This window comes from Actinocatenispora sera, from assembly GCF_018324685.1.
Lineage (GTDB): Bacteria > Actinomycetota > Actinomycetes > Mycobacteriales > Micromonosporaceae > Actinocatenispora > Actinocatenispora sera.
The window spans coordinates 1,216,133-1,234,052 of the sequence record NZ_AP023354.1; the positions used below are offsets into that span (position 1 = coordinate 1,216,133).

Below are 17,920 nucleotides of genomic sequence, written 5' to 3' on the forward strand. Positions count from 1 at the left end.
TGCCATCCGATATGCCGTGTTACTGCCCAGTAGTGCTGTTTACCGGACGATCTTGTCCGGCAACACCCGTTTCGCCGTGCCCCGGACGACTGAGAGGCTCGCCACAGCGGCCGGTCACGGCGTGTCAGCGACGGCGCCGCGCCGTACCGAACAGGCTGCGGAACACCTCCCGGCCGGCCGTCGAGGCGGCCGAGCGCAGGAACCCGCGCACCTCCGTACTGCCCAGCACCTTCTGCACCATGCCGGAGTCGTCGCGCTCGCTCCGGCGCTCCTCCGGCGCGGACCGCTTCTCCGGCGCGGACCGCTTCTCCGGCGCGGTGTCGTCGGCCGGCGCGAGCTTCGCGGCCAGCATCTCGTACGCCGACTCGCGGTCGACCGGCTCGGCGTACCGGGCGTAGAGCGGCGACCCCTGTACCCGGCGATCGAGCTCGGCCGGGTCCAGCGGCCCCATCATCGAGGTCGGCGCGGGCAGCCTGGTCCAGGCGACGGGCGTCGGCGCACCGGTCTCCGACAGTACGGTCACGACGGCCTCGCCGATGCCCAGCGACGTCAGCAGCTCCGCCAGGTCGTACCCGGACTTCGGGAACGTGGAGACCGTGGCGCGCAACGCCTTCGCGTCGTCCGGCGTGTACGCCCGGAGCGCGTGCTGCACGCGGTTGCCCAGCTGGCCGAGGACGTCCGGCGCCACGTCCCTCGGGGTCTGGGTCACGAAGAACACCCCGACACCCTTGGACCGGATCAGCCGTACGGTCTGGGTCACCGCGTCGACGAACGCTGTGCTGGCCCCGTCGAACAGCAGGTGCGCCTCGTCGAAGAAGAACACCAGCTTCGGCTTGTCCACGTCCCCGACCTCGGGTAGATCGTGGTAGAGGTCCGCCAGCAGCCACATCAGGAACGTCGCGAACAGGGTCGGTTTCGCCTGCAGCTCCGACAGCTCCAGCACGCTGACCACACCGCGCCCGCCCTCGGCGGTGCGCAGCAGCTCGCGGGTGTCGAGCTCCGGCTCGCCGAAGAAGTCCTCCGCGCCCTCGTCCGCGAACGTGATCAGCTTGCGCAGCAGGACCCCCGCGGTCTGCTTCGACAGTCCACCGAGCGCGGCGAGTTCGGCCGCCCCCTGCTCGCCGGTCAGGTACGTCACCACGCTGCGCAAATCCTTGAGGTCCAGGAGCGGCAGGCCGTGCTCGTCGGCGAAGTGGAAGACCATGATCAGCGAGGACTCCTGGACCTCGTTGAGCTCCAGCACCCGGGACAGCAGCAGCGGCCCGAACGCCGAGATCGTCACCCGGATCGGGATCCCCGTGCCGCGCCCGCCGAGGCTGTAGTACTCGGTGGGCGCGCCGGCCGGCGCCCAGTCCTGGCCGATCGACCGGGCCCGCGCCGCGATCTTCGGGTTGTCGGCGCCGGGCTCGGCGACCCCGGACAGGTCGCCCTTGACGTCCGCCAGGAAGACCGGCACCCCGGCGGCCGACAGCTGCTCGGCGAGTACCTGCAGGGTCTTCGTCTTCCCCGATCCGGTGGCGCCCGCGACCAGCCCGTGCCGGTTGACCATGCTCAGTGGAATGCGCACCTTCGCCGCGGCGGCCACGGTGTCCGGTCCGGTCAACAGGGCACCCAGGTCGAGGCAGGGCCCGTCGAACGAGTACCCCTCGGTGACGGACCGGACGTTGTCGACTCGCGTCATCTCACACCCCCGTGACGGACCTCTCGTCCTCACGAAGAGTAAGTACTAAATCACGTCACCGCGGCGGCATCGTGAAGTCCGTCCGGCACCGCAACCCGCACCGCCCACGACACGTGTATGCCTTTCGTACATCCGTGTCATCGCGCAGGTGACACAGAGGTTGCGAGGTTCGAGAAGTGGGTAACTCGGGAACAAATACCATCCGGCCCGTCGAGTACCGGCGCACGACGCGATACGGTGGCAGCGGCTCGTGCGACCGATCGTGCTGCGACGGTGCGGCACGGACCGTGATGGTCGAGGTTTACCGGCACGGTCATCGAGTCGCCGGAGTTGAGCAGGGTGCCGCGTGCGCCCGTCGCGGAGGACCTAGGCTGTGAGTGAACGACGGGTCGCACTAGAGCCAGCCGCTGCCCGGGGGCCAGCCGGAGGGAGGACTGGGTTGACCCAGGTCGGAGCACCCGCGGTTGGCGAGGTGCTCGCCGACCGGTACCGCCTCGAGGAGCACATCCACGACGACTCCACGGGGCGGCAGGTGTGGCGCGGAGTGGACGTCATCCTCCGCCGCCCGGTCACCATCGTCCTCAAGTACCCCGGCGGCGACTCCGCCAACGACATGCTGCAGGCCGCCGTCGCCGCCAGCCGGGTGGTCCACCCGCACACGGTCGGGGTGTACGACGCGGTCGACGAAGGCGAGCGCGCCTACGTGGTGCGCGAGTACGTGGACGGTCATCCGCTCCGCGAGATCGTCGCCACCGACGGCCCGCTCGACCCGGTCCGCGCCACCGCCGTCGCGTACGCGATCGCCGACGCGCTGGCCGCCATCCACGAAACCGGCGTCGCGCACGGCAACGTGCACCCGAACACGGTGCTGCTCGGCGCCGAGCGGATCGTGCTGGCCGACGCGCGCGCGTCCGCCGACGCCAGCCAGGAAGGCGACATCCGCGGTCTCGGCGGAGTCCTCTACTGCGCGCTGACCGGTACCTGGCCGGCCGAGCTGCCCGGTGACTTCGGGCTGCCGCCGGCACCGACCGTGGACGGCAAGCTGGCGGCCCCCCGGCAGGTCCGCCCGGACGTACCCAACTACATCGACGCGCTGACCATGGACCTGCTGGACGACCAGCTGGCGGCGCCGACCGCGGCCGAGCTGTCCGGCGAGCTGGCGCGGCTCAACATCGCCAACGAGGTCAGCGGACCGCTCGACCTGGTCGCGGTGGAGACGCCGGACCCGCCGGAGCGGCGGCCGCGGTGGAAGAAGCTGACCGTCGGCATCGCCGGCCTCGCGGTGATCTCGCTGCTCGGGCTGCTGATCGGTACCAAGTGGCTGAACAGCAACACGTCCGAGGGCGGCGGGCCGAACGGCACCTCGACCAGCCAGTCCAGTCCGGGCGGCAACAGCGCACCGACCGCGATCAAGCCGGCCAACGTCCGCATCGTCGACCCCGACCAGGGCGACCGCACCGAGCTGAACGACGCGAAGAACGCGATCGACGACAGCGCGACGACGCAGTGGGAGACGCAGGACTACAAGCAGGCGAACTTCGGCAGCTTCAAGCGCGGCATGGGCATCCTGCTCGATCTCGGCAAGGTGCGCGACATCTCCACGGTGTCGGTGGTGCTCAGCGACGGCGGCGCGACGGTCGGACTGCGGATGGGCGAGTCCGACCCGGCGGACGGGGGCATGAGCACCACGGCCAAGGACAACTCGGTGGTGTCGAGCTACAAGCAGGTACCGGGGGCCGAACAGCAGGTGGTTCAGGTGACGAAGTCGTGGACGCTCAGCGGCGTCAAGACGCGCTACCTGATGGTGTGGATCACGAAGCTGCCCCAGGCGCAGGACGGCGGATACCAGCTCGGTGTCAAGGACATCAAGGTCCGCGGGCAGTGACCGGCTCCCCGCGGTGCCGGCCGGGCGGCCGCGGCCGGCGCGATCCGGCCGAGTGACCCGGCCGTGCGACACGACCTGCCCACCGCGAGCGGGATGGACCCGCGTGGCGACACCGAGCTGCTCCGGGCGCACGTCGCCGGCGATCCGGCCGCGTTCGAGACGCTGGTACGCCGGCATGCCGACCGGCTGTGGGCGGTGGCGCTGCGCACCCTCGGCGACCGCGAGGAGGCTGCCGACGCGGTCCAGGACGCGCTGATCTCCGCGTACCGGAAGGCCGACCGGTTCCGCGGCGACTCGGCGGTGACCACCTGGCTGCACCGCATCGTGGTCAACGCCTGCCTGGACCGGGCCCGGCGCCGCCAGGCCCGTCCCACCGTGCCGCTGCCCGAGTCGGGTGCCGCCGAGCCGGTCGCCACCGGCCCGCAGGTCGCGGACCGGGACACCGCACTGACCGTGCAGGCCGCGCTGGCCGAGCTGCCGCCGGACCAGCGGGCCGCGCTCGTCCTGGTCGACGTGTACGGCTACCCGGTGGCCGAGGCGGCCCAGATTCTCGGCGTGGCACCGGGCACGATCAAGAGCCGGTGCGCCCGGGGCCGGGCCCGGCTGGCGGGTCCGCTGGGCCACCTGCGGAACCAGACGGCGCCGGCGGACGTCAGATCGGAGACGGCCGGCACCGAAGACGGCGGTACGCGACGGGGGAGGGGGGCGACGTGAGCGACGACCTGCGGCCTCCGTCGCCCGACGCGGCGCCACCCGACCCCGACTACCTGGCCGAGGTTCGCCGGATGGTCGCAACGGCCCGGCTCGGCCGGGAGGTCGACGACGAGCTGCTCGCCGACTACGTCGGCGGTGCGCTGGCCGGGACCGGTGTCGAGGAGCAGGTGGCGGAGCTGATCGCGACGCGACCGGAGTGGCAGTCGGCACACGCGGCGGCGGTCGAGGCCGACGCCGCGGTCCGGGCCGACCTGGCGCATGTCGGGGCGTCCCCCGTGGCGGCGCCGCCAGAGCTGCTGTCCCGCCTCGCCGACGGCTTCCGGCAACAGGCGCCGGCCGACCACCCGGTCGTACCGCTGGATCGGACGCGGCGGGCAGCCCGGCGGCGCCGGGCTCAGTGGCTCGCCGGCGCGGCCGCGGCGGTCGTGGTCCTCGCGTTCGCCGGCATTGCCGGGGCAAGCCTGCTGACCGGCGGCGGCGGGAACGGCTCGGCTCGCACGGCCGATTCGGCCCCGCACGGGGCGGCGCCGCCGACGGCGGGTGCGAAGGGGCCGAACCACGCGCAGATCGCGCCGAAGGACGCCCGGCCGGCCGACGGCGTGCGGCTGGCCGCGAGCGGTACCGACTACACGGCGGGCACGCTGCCGCAGGCGCGCGGCCTGGCCGGTCAGCAAGCGCTTTCCGGCACCGCGGCGGCCGCGGTGCCGAGCGCGTTGCGGCCGCTGGCCGACCCGGCCCGGCTGGACAGGTGCCTGCACCAGCTGGACGCCTCGGGCGCGTCGCTGGTGGACTTCGCGATGTTCCGCAGCCGGCCCGCCGCGGTGGTCGTCGCCCCGGCCGGCCCGGGCGACCAGATCTCCGTGGTCGGCCCGGAGTGCGGCACCGACGGGGCGCACGTGCGGTACCGGACCACGGTCGTCGCCGTGCACGCGTCCTGACCGGACAGGTCGGCGCGGCGTGACACAGACCGCAACGGGAATCTCGGTCCGTACGATGGCGTTCTGTCGGCAGAGGCTTCGGATCCGGCACTCGCAGCCGGGTCCGGGCATGTCTAGGAAGAGGGTCGTGTGGTGGCAGACGTCCGAAACCTGATCATCATCGGGTCCGGGCCGGCGGGTTACACCGCCGCGGTGTATGCGGCTCGGGCGAACCTGAACCCGCTGGTCATCGAGGGCGCGCAGTCGGGTGGTGCGCTGATGACCACCACCGAGGTGGAGAACTTCCCCGGTTTCCCGGACGGCATCGACGGCCCCGATCTGATGGACAACATGCGCAAGCAGGCCGAGCGGTTCGGTGCCGAGCTGCTGACCGACGACGTGACCCGGGTCGAGCTGGCCGGCGACGTCAAGCGGGTCTGGGTGGGCGACACCGAGTACCAGGCGAAGGCGGTCATCCTGGCCACCGGTTCGGCCTGGCGCCCGCTGAACGTGCCGGGCGAGCAGCGGCTGCTCGGCCACGGCGTCTCGTCCTGCGCGACCTGTGACGGGTTCTTCTTCCGCAACCAGCACATCGCGGTGGTGGGCGGCGGCGACTCGGCGATGGAGGAGGCGACGTTCCTCACCAAGTTCGCCGAGACCGTGACGATCATCCACCGCCGGGACGAGTTCCGGGCCAGCCCGATCATGGCCGAGCGGGCGCTGAAGAACGAGAAGATCAAGGTGATCTGGGACTCGGTGGTCACCGAGGTAGTCGGCACCGACCAGGTCGAGGGCGTCAAGCTGCGCAACGCGAAGACCGGCGAGGAGTCCAGCCTGGACGTCACCGGGCTGTTCATCGCGATCGGCCACGACCCGCGCAGCGAGCTGTTCACCGGACAGGTCGCCATCGACGACGAGGGGTACGTGCGGGCCGAGTCGCCGACCAGCCGCACCGACGTGACCGGCGTGTTCGCCTGCGGCGACCTGGTCGACCACTCGTACCGGCAGGCCATCACCGCGGCGGGCACCGGTTGTGTCGCCGCACTGGACGCCGAGCGTTACCTCGCGTCCGTCGAGTGAGCAAGATCCTTTCGAGAGGGGTACCAACATGAGCAAGGCCGTCACCGACGCGAGCTTCGACGCCGACGTACTGAAGGCGGACAAGCCGGTTCTGGTCGACTTCTGGGCCGAGTGGTGCGGGCCGTGCAAGAAGGTCTCCCCGGTGCTCGAGGAGCTCGGCCAGCAGTACGCGGACCAGGTCGAGATCGTGAAGCTCAACATCGACGACAACCCGAACACCGCGCGCACCTACGGTGTGATGTCGATCCCGACCCTGACCGTGTTCAAGGACGGTGAGCCGGTCCAGTCGGTGATCGGCGCGCAGCCGAAGAGCGCGCTGGCGAAGTTCATCGAGTCCAGCCTGTAACGTCCGGCGGCTCGGACACTAAGTCGCATGTAGGGACCGGGTTGCCAGTAGGGCCACCCGTCGCCGGGTAGCGGGCGAACAGCCTGCCACCCGGACCCGGGCGGGGCACCCGGTCCCGAATTGCTACGCCTTCGGCACGTTGCGTCGTTTCGGTGCGAACGACAACAAATGACGCATCCCTCGCGGCCGGTGGGCGTCGGCCCGTACGGGGCCAAGCCGGACCACGGAGTACGCTCCGATGTCTGTGATGCTCGCGCCGCGCTGTCCGCGGCGAGCATTCACCGTGGCCGTTGCGTGCCGCCACGGAGTCGATGCCGCGAGGGAGGCACCACGTATGCGTCCGATCCGACCGGGTGACCGCGGTCCGGCGGCAGCTGAGATCCGCACCGTCCTCGTCCGGCTCGGCCTGCTTCCCGAAGACACCGGTGACGATCGATACGACCCCACCGCCGAGCGCGCGATCCGCGCGTTCCAGCAGTCCCGCGGACTGATCGCGGACGGCGTGGTCGACGACCAGACCTGGCACGCGCTGGACGGTGCCCGCTGGCAACTCGGCGACCGCCCGCTGTTCGCCGCCCGCCCCGAACCGCTCACCGGCGACGACGTCCGCGCACTGCAGGAGCGACTGCTCGAGATGGGGTACGACGTGGGCCGCGCCGACGCGGTCTTCGGCGACCGCACCGCGCACGCGCTCGGCAAGTTCCAGCGCGAGGTGGGGCTGACCTCCGACGGCTCGTTCGGCCCGGCGACCATGGCGGCGCTGCGCCGGCTCGGCCGCAAGGTCACCGGCGGCCGCCCGCAACTGCTCCGCGAGTCCGCCCTGCTGCACCACGCCGGGCCCGCCCTGGTCGGCAAGCGGATCGTCATCGATCCCGGCCACGGCGGCGATGACACCGGTGTCACGGTTCCGGACGGGATGCTCCGGTGGACCGAGGCCGACATCGTGTACGACCTGGCCTCCCGGCTGGAGGGCCGGCTCGCCGCGGCCGGCGTCCAGGTGCACCTGACCCGCAACCGGGACACCTGGTTCCCCGAGCGGGAGCGCGCCCGGTTCGCCAACGATCTCGGCGCCGACCTGCTCATCTCGTTGCACTGCGACGGCCACCCGAACCCCGCCGCGCAGGGCGTTGCCGCGTACCACTTCGGCGGACCGGTCGGGGTGACCTCGACGGTCGGCGAGCAGCTTGCCGGGCTGGTCGAGCGGGAGGTCGCCGCGCGGACCGGGATGCTCGACTGCGGCGCGCACGCCAAGGGCTGGGACCTGCTCCGGCTGACCCGGATGCCCGCGGTGCGGGTCGAGGTCGGCTACCTCACCTCGCCGGACGACCGGGCCAAGCTGATCGACCCGGTGTTCCGGGACCGGGCGGTGGAGGCGATGGTGGCCGCCATCCAGCGGATGTACCTGACCAAGGACTCCGACTTCCCGACCGGCACCTTCGACGTCAGCTCGCTGCGCACCGCCCTCGCCGCCCGCTGATCGACCGCCCCTGGTCGGCCGTCCCCGCCGCGACGACCGGTCAGTGCGGCAGGGCGGGGTGCAGCAGCGCCTCCGGGCGCATCGAGCCGAGCAGCTTGTCCAGCGCCGCCTCGACGTCACTCTTCCAGGACAGCGCGGTCCGCAGGTCCATCCGCAGCCGCGGGAAGCGGGCATGCGGCCGGACCGTCTTGAACCCGACCGAACGGAAGAAGTCGGCCGGTACGACGCAGCGGCGCTCGCCCGGCGATTCGGCCCCGTGCTCGGCGGTACGGTCCGCGACGGCGGCCGGCCGCTCCCGGCCGAACGCCTCGATCGCCTTGATGCCGCGCCGGGTCAGGTCGCGGGCCACCCCCTGCACGAGCATCCGGCCGAGGCCGCCGCCGGCGAAGTCGGGCACCACGTACGCGGCCATCAGCAGCACCGCGTCCGGGCTCACCGGGCTGGTCGGGAACGCGACCGAACGCGGCACGTACGCCGGCGGTGCGAACAGGACGTACCCGGCCGGCGCCTCGTCGACGTAGATCAACTTGCCGCAGGAGCCCCACTCCAGCAGCGTCTGGGACGCCCAGGCCTCCTTGGACAGCTCCGCGTCGCCGGCGCGCGCGGCGCGGTCCGCGGCGACCGGGTCGAGCTCCCAGAACACGCAGCCGCGGCAGCGGCCGGGGAGGTCTTCCAGGGTGTCGAGGGTGAGATTCACCAACCGTCGAGACACCGTCACCCCCTGCTGGACCGGTACGGGCGGGTGCTTGTCGGCGCCGGTACCGCGTTCTCTCGGGGAGGAATCCTACGCGGTCTGCATCACGTAGCGCAGCGGTTGCTCCACGTCGACCGGTAGAGTGTGGCAACCGTGCGCCGCGGGTACGGACCCGCCACCGCTGCCGGAAGCTTCCCCGGGCGCCGGGTCCAGCCCGACGCCGGCTCCCGCGGCCGGCGAGGACGCAACGAGGGGGCGCCGTGTCCGGCACGACACTCGACGACTACACCGATCTGTACGCGCAGCGGGTGCACGGGATGAAGGCATCCGAGATCCGCGCGCTGTTCTCCGTCGCGAACCGGCCCGAGGTCGTCTCGCTGGCCGGTGGCTCCCCGTTCACTGCCGCCCTGCCGCTGGATGCGATCGGCGACATGGTCGCCGAACTGATCCGCCGCGAGGGTGCACCCGCCCTCAACTACACCGGCGGCCAGGGCGAACTGGCGCTGCGCGAGCAGATCTGCGCGGTGATGGCCGAGGAGGGCATCGACGCCTCCGGCGGCGCCTCGCCCGACGACGTGGTCGTCACCACCGGCTCGCAGCAGGCGCTCGACCTGGTCTCCCGGGTGTTCCTCGACCCCGGCGACGTGGTGCTCGCCGAGGCACCCAGCTACGTCGGCGCGCTCGGCGTGTTCCAGGCCGCGCAGGCCGACGTGGTGCACGTACCGATGGACCACGACGGGCTCGTCCCGGCCGCGCTGGAACAGGCCATCGCCGCCGTTGCGGCGTCCGGCCGGCGGGCCAAGTTCCTCTACACGGTGCCGGCGTTCCACAACCCGGCCGGCGTGACACTGGCCGAACAGCGGCGCGAGCAGATCCTGGAGATCTGCCAGCGGCACCGGCTGCTCGTACTGGAAGACAACCCGTACGGGCTGCTCGGGTTCGAGCAGGACCCGCCGGCGCCGCTGCGCGCCCGCGCCCGGGAGGGCGTGCTCTACCTCGGGACGTTCTCCAAGACGTTCGCGGCCGGGGTGCGGCTCGGATGGATCCTCGCGCCCCATGCAGTGCGGGAGAAGCTGGTGATGGCGTCCGAGGCGGCGATCCTCTGCCCGGCCACGTTCAACCAGCGGATCGTGGCCCGCTACTTCGCCACCATGCCGTGGCGCGACCAGCTGAAGGTCTTCCAGGAGCTGTACCGGGAACGGCGGGACGCCACACTGTCCACTTTGGACGAGGCGATGCCCGCCGGGGTCAGCTGGACCAGGCCGGCCGGCGGCTTCTACATCTGGGTCACGCTGCCCGAGTCGCTGGACTCGAAGGCAATGATGCCCCGCGCCATCACCGCCCGGGTCGCGTACGTGCCGGGTACCGGCTTCTACGCCGACGGGTCCGGCGCGCGGCACATGCGGTTGTCGTACTGTTTCCCGCCACCGGACCGGTTGCGCGAGGGCGTGCGCCGGCTCGGCCGGGTGATCGAGGAGGAACTGACGTTGCGCTCTACGTTCGGAGCCACCGGCAGCGCCGGCGCACCGCGACGGGTCACCGGCGACGTACCGCCGGGGATCGCGTGACCGCCGAGGCCCCGCCGCGGGTGCTCGTGCTCGCCGGCGGACTCTCCTACGAGCGGGACGTGTCGCTGCGCTCCGGCCGCCGCGTCGTCGACGCGCTCACCGCCGCCGGCCTGGACGTCGAGATGCGCGACGTCGACGTGACGCTGCTGCCCTACCTGTCGGCGGAGCGACCGGACGTGGTGTTGCCCGCCGTACACGGTAGCCCCGGCGAGGACGGTTCGCTGCCCGGCGTGCTCGACGTGGTCGGCGTGCCGTACGTCGGGTCCACCGCCCGCGCGGCCCGGCTCGCCTGGGACAAGGCCATCACCAAGTCGATCCTCTCCGACGCCGGCATCGCCACCCCGCCGGGGATCACACTGCCGCACTCCACCTTCTCCGAGCTCGGCGCGCAGACCCTGCTCGACCACATCGTCGCCCGGCTCGGCCTGCCGCTCGTGGTCAAGCCGGTACACGGCGGGTCCGGTCTCGGCGTCGCCGCGGTCCGTTCCGCCGATGCGCTGCCCGCCGCCATGGTCGGCGCCTTCTCCTACGCGCCGACCGTACTGATCGAGCGGTACGTGCCCGGCGTCGACGTCGCGGTCAGCGTGCTCGACGAGGGCGACGGGCCGCGCGCGCTGCCGGCCGTCGAGATCGAGCCGCCGGACGGCAACTACGACTACGCCGCCCGCTACACCGCGGGAATCACCACCTGGCACTGCCCGGCCCGGCTGCCGGAGAAGGTACTCGACGAGGTCGCCGAGATCGCCGTACGGGTGCACACCGCGCTCGGGCTGCGTGACTTGTCCCGCATCGACCTGATCGTCGGTCCGGATGGGGACATCCAGGTACTGGAGGCGAACACGGCGCCGGGGATGACCGAGACGTCGTTGTTGCCCATGGCGGTGGAGGCGGCGGGGCGGCGGCTCGGCTCCGTACTGCACAATCTCGTCGCGCGGGCGAGCGGGCGGGGCGCTGAGTCTTCGGGGTGACGGCTCGTCGGGGTGACGGCTTGTTGGGGTGACGGCCACCTCTGTTCGCGGCTTTCACCCCGCATGGGGGAGTCGACGAAGCGGGGACGAGATCCTGACGCCGCCTGGCCGCATCGGAACGTCGGGGAACGGTGATCGGGCCGGACACTGCCTGGGCTGCTTCGCAACAACGGGCCCGGTGCCAGCGCCCGACGCCGTCCGGCCGCTTCAGATCAGGTAGGGCGCCGCTGGGGCTTCTCGTAACGACGTGCCCGGTACCGGTGCGGACGCTCCCTGGGGTCTCCATGGGTGAGGAACGGTGGTCGGACGGACCGCCTGGGCGGCTCGACCTGGCTCGGTCGACGTTCCGGCTCGGCGCGGTCGCGGGGCACGGCGGTGGACGTCGTTCGGCGGGTTCGGAAGCACCGGGGGTGCGGGTGGAGTGCGCCTCGGCCGGCTCGTGGGCGTCGTAGCGTGGGGGTGGGAGGCGATCTTGGTGAGTGGGGCGTTGGTAGGGCCCCCGATGCCGATGACGTCGTGGTGGGTGCCGGTCGGTGTGTTGCTGGGTACCGCCGGGGTCGTCGGTGGGTTGGTTCTGCTGCGGCGCCGACGTGGCTGGCCGCGGCGCCGCAGCCCGGCCGTCGCGGTGCTGGTCGTCGGGCTACTCGCCGCGATGCTGACCGGACTCAACAGCTACGCCGGGTACGTGACCACACCGAGCGCGATTCCCCACGTACTCGGCTTCACCCATCCGCCGCGGGTGCACGGCGACCGGGACCTGCCGGCGGGCCACGGCTCGACGGTGGTGTCGGTCCGGCTCGGCTCGCCGCGGCTGTCGGTGCCGACCCAGACGATGGACGTCTACCTCCCGCCCGGCTACCGAAGCGACTCCCGCCGGTACCCGGTGCTCTACCTGTACGGCGGGTGGCCCGGGCGGAGCAACGACTGGCTGATCGCCGGACGGCTGCCGGCGGTGCTCGACGAGCTGATCACGCGCGGCCGGGTTCGGCCGATGATCGTGGTGCTGCCGGACACGACGCTCGGCGGGCTGCACGACACCGAATGCCTCGACGCGGTGTCCGGTCCGAGGCTCGGGTCGTTCCTCGCCGGCACCGGCGCGAACGACACCGTGCCCGGCTACCTGGACCGGCACTTCCGTACCATCGCCGACCGGCACGGGCGCGCTTTCGCGGGCATGTCGTCCGGCGGCTTCTGCGCGCTCAACCTCGGGCTGCACCACACCGGCGAGATCGGCTCGATCGCGGCCCTGGAGCCGTACCCCACGGCCGGCGCCGGACCGGAGTCGGCCGAGCTGAAGGGACGGCCGGATCTGGTGCGGCGCAACCGGATCCTCGACTACCTGCCCACCATGCGGTTCGCCGCGCCGGTACCGGTGTTTCTCGACTGGCCGCGGCGCGCGTCGGCGCGGGAACGCCGGGACAACGAGCGGCTGGTGGCGGCGCTGCGGGCCCGCGGCCAGCACGTCACCACCCGTACCGAGGACTCGGCCCACACGTGGCACCTGGCGCAGCTCGCTGCGCCGGCGATGCTCGAGTTCGTGTCCGCGCACCTCGCGCCGCCCGGCACGGTCACGCCGCGCGGCGCCCCGCGGTGACCACGTAGTCGAGCTCGTACCGGAACTCGCCGCCGGCGAGCGCGGCCTGCCACGCCCGCCACTGCCGCCGGTCGAACAGCCCGTCGGAGACCATCAGCTCGCCCCACGTGGTGATCCCGAACGCGCGGGCCGGGTCGGTGAGGACCAAACGCCATCGCCGTACGTCGACCTCGGTCAGCCCGGCCGCCTCGAACACCGCGCCCGCGCGCCCGGCGAAATCCGCGTTGCGGACGTGGGCGCGTCGAAAGTCCGTCACGGCGGTCGCGAGCGGGCACCCACCGGCGTCGATCGTCAACGTCGACTGGTCCGGATCCGCGACCACCACCCGCCCGTACGGCTCGGTCACCCGTACCGCCTCGGCGAGCGCCCGGGCCGGATCGGCCAGGTGCTGGAACACGCGGTCCGCCCGTACCGCGGTGAACGCGCCGTCCGCGAACGGCAGCGCCGCCGCGTCCCCGACCACCATCCGGCGCCCGCGCGCCGTCGCTCGCCGTGCCATCGCCACCGAGTTGTCCACCCCGACGAACGTCGTCTCGCCGCCCGGCCCGGCCCCCAGATCGAGCACCCCGGCCGTTCCCGTCAGCTCCCGCATCACCTTCCGGTAGGCCCGCACCACCGCCCAGGACTCCAGCCCCTCCTGCACCTCCACCAGTTCATCGGGTCGCTCCACCCCATCCACCCGATCCCAAACGAACCCCACAACACCCATAAACACGCCAGCCAATCTCGCACCAACCCGGTCCGAAGCGATCCCACGACGCCCCACAAGGGTTGAACAAAGAACAGAGGTGGCCTTTACCCCGCCACCCCGAACGCACCCGGAGCGACCACGGTCCCCCCACCCGGCCAGGTCGACGCAGGTCCTCAGGCCGCGTCGACCTCCCGCTCGAACCACTGCACGTCCCAGTACCGTCCGAACTTCCGACCGACCTCCCGGTAGACCCCGATCGGCTGGAACCCGAACCTGCGATGCAACCGCTGCGATGCCTCGTTCGGCAGGCACACCCCGGCGTACGCGCGATGCACGTCGGCCCCGGCGAGCTCGTCGAGCAGCCGGCGGTACAGCAGCGAGCCGACGCCGTTGCCGGTGCGTTCCGGTGCCAGGTACACGCTGAACTCGACCGACGTTTCGTACGCCGGTTTGGTCCGGAACCGGCCACTGGACGCGTAGCCCAGCACCACGCCGTCCTGCTCGGCCACCAGCAGCCGGTACCGCCCGCTCGGCGCATGCGCGTCGAACCAGTCCCGGCGGCCCGCGACCGTCACCGGCTCCACGTCGAACGTGATCGGCGTCGCCAGCACGTAGTGGTTGTAGATCTCGGTCAGCCGCGGCAGGTCGTCCAGCCGTGCCGGCCGCGATCGGATCTCGGTATCGAGCATCGAGCACCTCCTGTGGCCATGGCAGCACGTCGATGTGTCCGGAACGTTTCGCATCGACGCCTTCCAGCCCAGGGGATAGGTGCCCCCGCTCACGTTTCACGTGAAACGACCGGCGCCCGGCTCACTTCGAAGCACGCCTCGGCCAGATCCCTCCTCGAGAGGAACGGGGTCGCTGACCCCGGCCACCGTTTCACGTGAAACATCCAGTCCGGGAAGGGGAGCCGCTGGGGCCACGATCGGCGCCCGGACACACGAACGGCGGCCCTCGCTTCCGCGAAGGCCGCCGTCGGTGCGAGCCGTACCGGGTCGGGTCAGTCGTTCGTCCGGCCGTTGATACCCATGATCCCGACGATCCGTTCGAGGTCGTCCACGGTCGCGAACTCGACGACGATCCGGCCCTTGCGCCGGCCCAGGTCCACCTTCACCCGGGTGTCGAACTTGTCGGAGAGCCGATCGGCCAGCTCTGTCACGGCGGGGGCGTGCGCGGTCGACTTCTTGTCCGCCGACGACTCCTTGCGCTTCCCGGCCGGCGTCGTGGCGGTCAGCGCCACGATCTCCTCCGTCGCCCGCACCGACAGGCCCTCGGCCACGATGCGCTTGGCGACCTCGTCCTGGCGGTCGGCGTCGTCCATGGCGAGCAGCGCCCGCGCGTGGCCGGCGGAGAGCACCCCAGCCGCCACCCGACGCTGTACCGCGGGGGGCAGGTTCAGCAGTCGAATCGTGTTGGAGATCTGCGGGCGGCTGCGGCCGATCCGCTTCGCCAGCTCCTCGTGCGTGGCGCCGAACTCCTCCAGCAGCTGCTGGTACGCGGCCGCCTCCTCCAGCGGGTTCAGGTTGGCTCGATGGACGTTCTCCAGCAGCGCGTCGCGGAGCATGTCGTCGTCCGGGGTGTCCCGCACGATCGCGGGAATGTTCTCCCGGCCGAGCGACTGGGCAGCCCGCCAGCGCCGCTCACCCATCACCAACTCGTACCGACCCGACTCGAGCTCGCGGACCACGATCGGCTGCAGGAAGCCGACCTGCTCGATCGAGGTGCGCAGCTCCTCGAGTGCCTCCTCATCGAAGACCTGCCGCGGCTGCTTCGAGTTCGGCTCGATCGCGGCGACCGGGACCTCCCGGAACCGCGCACCCGGTACCGGCGCGAGATCTGCGGCGGCGTCCTGGCGGACTCCACCGACCGGCCCGTCCTCGACCGGGGCGGCCTGCATCGGCGCCGGCGACATCGCGGGCGATGGCGACGGGGGAGCGGACACCGGCGGCTCCTGCGTCGCAGTGGACGCGTCGGTCAGACCGGTGGGGATGAGCGCGCCAAGCCCACGCCCGAGGCCACCCCGGCGATTCTTCATGCCTTCCCTCCCGCGGCCGCTCCGCGCTCCGCGAGCTGCTTGGCGGCGTCGAAGTAACTGGTCGAACCGCGTGATCCGGGGTCGTAGGTCAACACCGACTGCCCGTACCCGGGAGCCTCGGAGACCCTGACACTGCGCGGGATCACGGCGTCGAGCACCACGTCACCGAAGTGCTCCCGTACCTCCTGCGCGACCTGGTCGGCAAGCTTGGTGCGGCCGTCGTACATCGTCAGCAGGATCGTGGAGATCCACACCGAGGGGTTCAGATGCGCCTTCACCAGCTCCACGTTGCGCAGCAGCTGCCCCAGCCCCTCCAGCGCGTAGTACTCGCACTGGATCGGGATCAGCACCTCCTCGGCCGCGACGAGCGCGTTCACCGTCAGCAGGCCGAGCGACGGAGGGCAGTCGATGAAGACGTAGTCGAGCGGTTCCTGGTAGGCCGCGATGGCGCGCTTGAGCCGGGACTCGCGGGCGACCACCGAGACCATCTCGATCTCCGCGCCGGCCAGGTCGATGGTGGCCGGCACGCAGAGCAGGTTCGGGATGCCCTCCACCGTCTGCGCCGCCTCGGCCAGCGGCAGCCCGTCGGTGAGGCAGTCGTAGATGCTGTTGAGTCCGGCGTGGTGCTCGACGCTGAGGCCCGTCGACGCGTTGCCCTGCGGGTCGAGATCGATCACCATCACTCGGCTGCCGTGCAGTGCAAGCGCGACCGCGATGTTGACCGCTGTCGTCGTCTTGCCGACGCCGCCCTTCTGGTTGGCGATGCACATGATGCGCCGGTGTGCCGGACGCGGGATCAGCGCCGCGCCGGACGGGTTGAGGATCTGCACCGCCCGCCGCGCCTCCATGGCGAGCGGGAGATCGTCGTCGTCGAGGTCGGTTTCACGTGAAACCGCGCCGGACGGCTGCGTCGGCACCGCGCTCGTGCGCTCACCCGCCAGCGGCGCCGGCACCGCGGCCGTACCGCTCCCGCGGGCGGCGGGGGTCTCGTCGAGCGCCGCCCCCTCGTCGTACGACTCCGGACGGCGCGGCGTGCCGTACACCGTGCCGGTGGAGCGGGGCCGAGCTCGTTCAGCGGCTCCGCCAGGCCCGTCGAGCGGGTCGGTTTCACGTGAAACGGAGACCTCGGCCAGCGCCTTCCGGATTCGCTGCTGACTGACGTCGTACCCAGCCTGGGACGGCTCGGCAGGTCGGTCCTCGCGCACCATGCTGCCCTCGTTCGGTCGATTGGGGGAATCACCGGTACCCATCGGGGAGCCTGCCACAGCGGCGCCATCGCGCCGAGCCGACCTCCGTCGCGAAGCGACCGGGCTTCGTCGTTGAAGGGACGCGGGCGAACCGCTGTGACCGATGTCCGTCGTTCCGGTGTTCGTACCGATGTGCGGCAAGCCTACGGCGATCCGCCCCGCATGACCATCGGCCGTTGCCGAAACGCCACGACCCGGAAAGCCTGCGGCAGCACCCCCAGCCGTACCGACCGGGGTGCCGGGGCGGCGAATCGACCCGCCGCCCGCACCCCCGTACTGCCCGAACATCATGTGTCGGCCCGCCCCCGTTTCCTCTTCCCGTTCGCCCCGCTGAGCCGGACCACCTCGACCACCGTGGTAGCCGGTTCCACCAGACCCACTCCGCACTGCAGCACCCGCGGCTCGTCCCCGCCCGCCCGACGGATCTGCGCCGCATGCTCAGCAACCTCGTCGCCGGCCGACGCGCCCTTCACCGCAAGGAGCCGGCCGCCGGTCGGTAGCAGCGGCAAACACCACCGCACCAACCGATCCAACGACGCGACCGCGCGCGCCGTCACCACGTCCGGCTGGGCGATGCGGCCGGCCAGCTCCTCGGCGCGACCACGCACGACGGTGACCCGCGACAGCTGCAGCTCGTCGACGACCTCGTCCAGGAAGGCGGTTCGCCGCGCCAGCGACTCGATCAACACGATCGACAGATCGGGGCGGGCCACTCCGAGCACGATACCGGGCAGACCCGCGCCGGATCCGACATCCGCCACAACCGACCCGACCGGGAGCAGCTCCGCCAGTACCGCGCAGTTGAGCAGATGCCGGTCCCACAACCGGGGTGCCTCCCGCGGCCCCACCAGGCCGCGGACGGTGCCCTCGGTGGCGAGCAGTTCCGCGTACCGCTCGGCCAGCGGCAGCCGCGCCCCGAAGACCTGTCGCGCGGTCTCGGCCAGCGCCGGCGGCAGCGCGCCTGCGCCGGGGATCGGATCGGTGGATTCAGCCATGACACGATTCTCGATGGCACGCGCACCC

The 17,920-nt window shown here is 71.9% G+C and carries 16 protein-coding genes; 9 read left to right on the forward strand and 7 right to left on the reverse strand.

What is annotated here, in order from left to right:
- Positions 1–124: 124 nt before the first annotated feature.
- On the reverse strand, positions 125–1,681 hold the full coding sequence (locus Asera_RS05680) for a helicase HerA-like domain-containing protein (protein WP_030445279.1): 1,557 nt from the start codon (positions 1,679–1,681) through the stop codon (positions 125–127).
- 439 nt (positions 1,682–2,120) lie between these two features.
- On the opposite strand from Asera_RS05680, the gene Asera_RS05685 reads away from it, so the two are divergent.
- From Asera_RS05685 to Asera_RS05710, 6 genes are all read left to right on the forward strand, one after another.
- Positions 2,121–3,566 carry a protein kinase family protein gene (locus Asera_RS05685; protein WP_157034713.1) on the forward strand — a complete coding sequence of 482 codons (1,446 nt, stop codon included), beginning with the start codon at positions 2,121–2,123 and terminating at the stop codon, positions 3,564–3,566.
- Between the two features lie 93 nt (positions 3,567–3,659).
- The gene (sigM, locus tag Asera_RS05690) at positions 3,660–4,280 is read left to right on the forward strand and encodes an RNA polymerase sigma factor SigM (protein ID WP_051801981.1); all 621 of its coding nucleotides are present in this window, start codon (positions 3,660–3,662) and stop codon (positions 4,278–4,280) included.
- Positions 4,277–5,218: a hypothetical protein gene (locus Asera_RS05695; RefSeq protein WP_030445282.1), complete on the forward strand. Its 942-nt coding sequence runs from the start codon at positions 4,277–4,279 to the stop codon at positions 5,216–5,218. Before sigM ends, Asera_RS05695 begins: the two co-directional genes overlap by 4 nt.
- Positions 5,219–5,350: 132 nt before the next feature.
- Complete coding sequence (gene trxB / locus Asera_RS05700) at positions 5,351–6,277, forward strand: thioredoxin-disulfide reductase (RefSeq protein ID WP_030445283.1); 927 nt, start codon at positions 5,351–5,353, stop codon at positions 6,275–6,277.
- Positions 6,278–6,305: 28 nt separating this feature from the next.
- On the forward strand, positions 6,306–6,623 hold the full coding sequence (gene trxA / locus Asera_RS05705) for a thioredoxin (protein WP_030445284.1): 318 nt from the start codon (positions 6,306–6,308) through the stop codon (positions 6,621–6,623).
- A gap of 334 nt (positions 6,624–6,957) precedes the next feature.
- Complete coding sequence (locus Asera_RS05710; protein WP_030445285.1) at positions 6,958–8,100, forward strand: N-acetylmuramoyl-L-alanine amidase; 1,143 nt, start codon at positions 6,958–6,960, stop codon at positions 8,098–8,100.
- Positions 8,101–8,140: 40 nt separating this feature from the next.
- Here Asera_RS05710 and Asera_RS05715 read toward each other — a convergent pair whose 3' ends face one another.
- On the reverse strand, positions 8,141–8,812 hold the full coding sequence (locus tag Asera_RS05715) for a GNAT family N-acetyltransferase (protein WP_030445286.1): 672 nt from the start codon (positions 8,810–8,812) through the stop codon (positions 8,141–8,143).
- A gap of 242 nt (positions 8,813–9,054) precedes the next feature.
- On the opposite strand from Asera_RS05715, the gene Asera_RS05720 reads away from it, so the two are divergent.
- From Asera_RS05720 to Asera_RS05730, 3 genes are all read left to right on the forward strand, one after another.
- Entirely contained in the window at positions 9,055–10,362 is a 1,308-nt protein-coding gene (locus Asera_RS05720; RefSeq protein ID WP_030445287.1) for an aminotransferase-like domain-containing protein, read from the forward strand.
- Complete coding sequence (locus Asera_RS05725) at positions 10,359–11,330, forward strand: D-alanine--D-alanine ligase family protein (RefSeq protein ID WP_030445288.1); 972 nt, start codon at positions 10,359–10,361, stop codon at positions 11,328–11,330. Before Asera_RS05720 ends, Asera_RS05725 begins: the two co-directional genes overlap by 4 nt.
- A 502-nt stretch (positions 11,331–11,832) precedes the next feature.
- Entirely contained in the window at positions 11,833–12,924 is a 1,092-nt protein-coding gene (locus tag Asera_RS05730; RefSeq protein ID WP_051801982.1) for an alpha/beta hydrolase, read from the forward strand.
- Here the strand turns inward: Asera_RS05730 and Asera_RS05735 are convergent.
- From Asera_RS05735 to rsmG, 5 genes are all read right to left on the reverse strand, one after another.
- On the reverse strand, positions 12,899–13,594 hold the full coding sequence (locus Asera_RS05735; protein ID WP_051801983.1) for a methyltransferase domain-containing protein: 696 nt from the start codon (positions 13,592–13,594) through the stop codon (positions 12,899–12,901). The two genes, Asera_RS05730 and Asera_RS05735, sit on opposite strands and share 26 nt — an antisense overlap.
- Before the next feature lie 194 nt (positions 13,595–13,788).
- A complete protein-coding gene (locus Asera_RS05740) occupies positions 13,789–14,304 on the reverse strand; it encodes a GNAT family N-acetyltransferase (RefSeq protein WP_030445291.1) in 516 nt (171 codons plus the stop codon).
- A 311-nt stretch (positions 14,305–14,615) separates the two neighbouring features.
- The gene (locus tag Asera_RS05745) at positions 14,616–15,650 is read right to left on the reverse strand and encodes a ParB/RepB/Spo0J family partition protein (protein ID WP_030445292.1); all 1,035 of its coding nucleotides are present in this window, start codon (positions 15,648–15,650) and stop codon (positions 14,616–14,618) included.
- Complete coding sequence (locus Asera_RS05750) at positions 15,647–16,795, reverse strand: ParA family protein (protein ID WP_425305969.1); 1,149 nt, start codon at positions 16,793–16,795, stop codon at positions 15,647–15,649. Before Asera_RS05750 ends, Asera_RS05745 begins: the two co-directional genes overlap by 4 nt.
- 389 nt (positions 16,796–17,184) lie before the next feature.
- Entirely contained in the window at positions 17,185–17,892 is a 708-nt protein-coding gene (rsmG, locus tag Asera_RS05755; protein WP_051801984.1) for a 16S rRNA (guanine(527)-N(7))-methyltransferase RsmG, read from the reverse strand.
- Between the last annotated feature and the right edge of the window lie 28 nt (positions 17,893–17,920).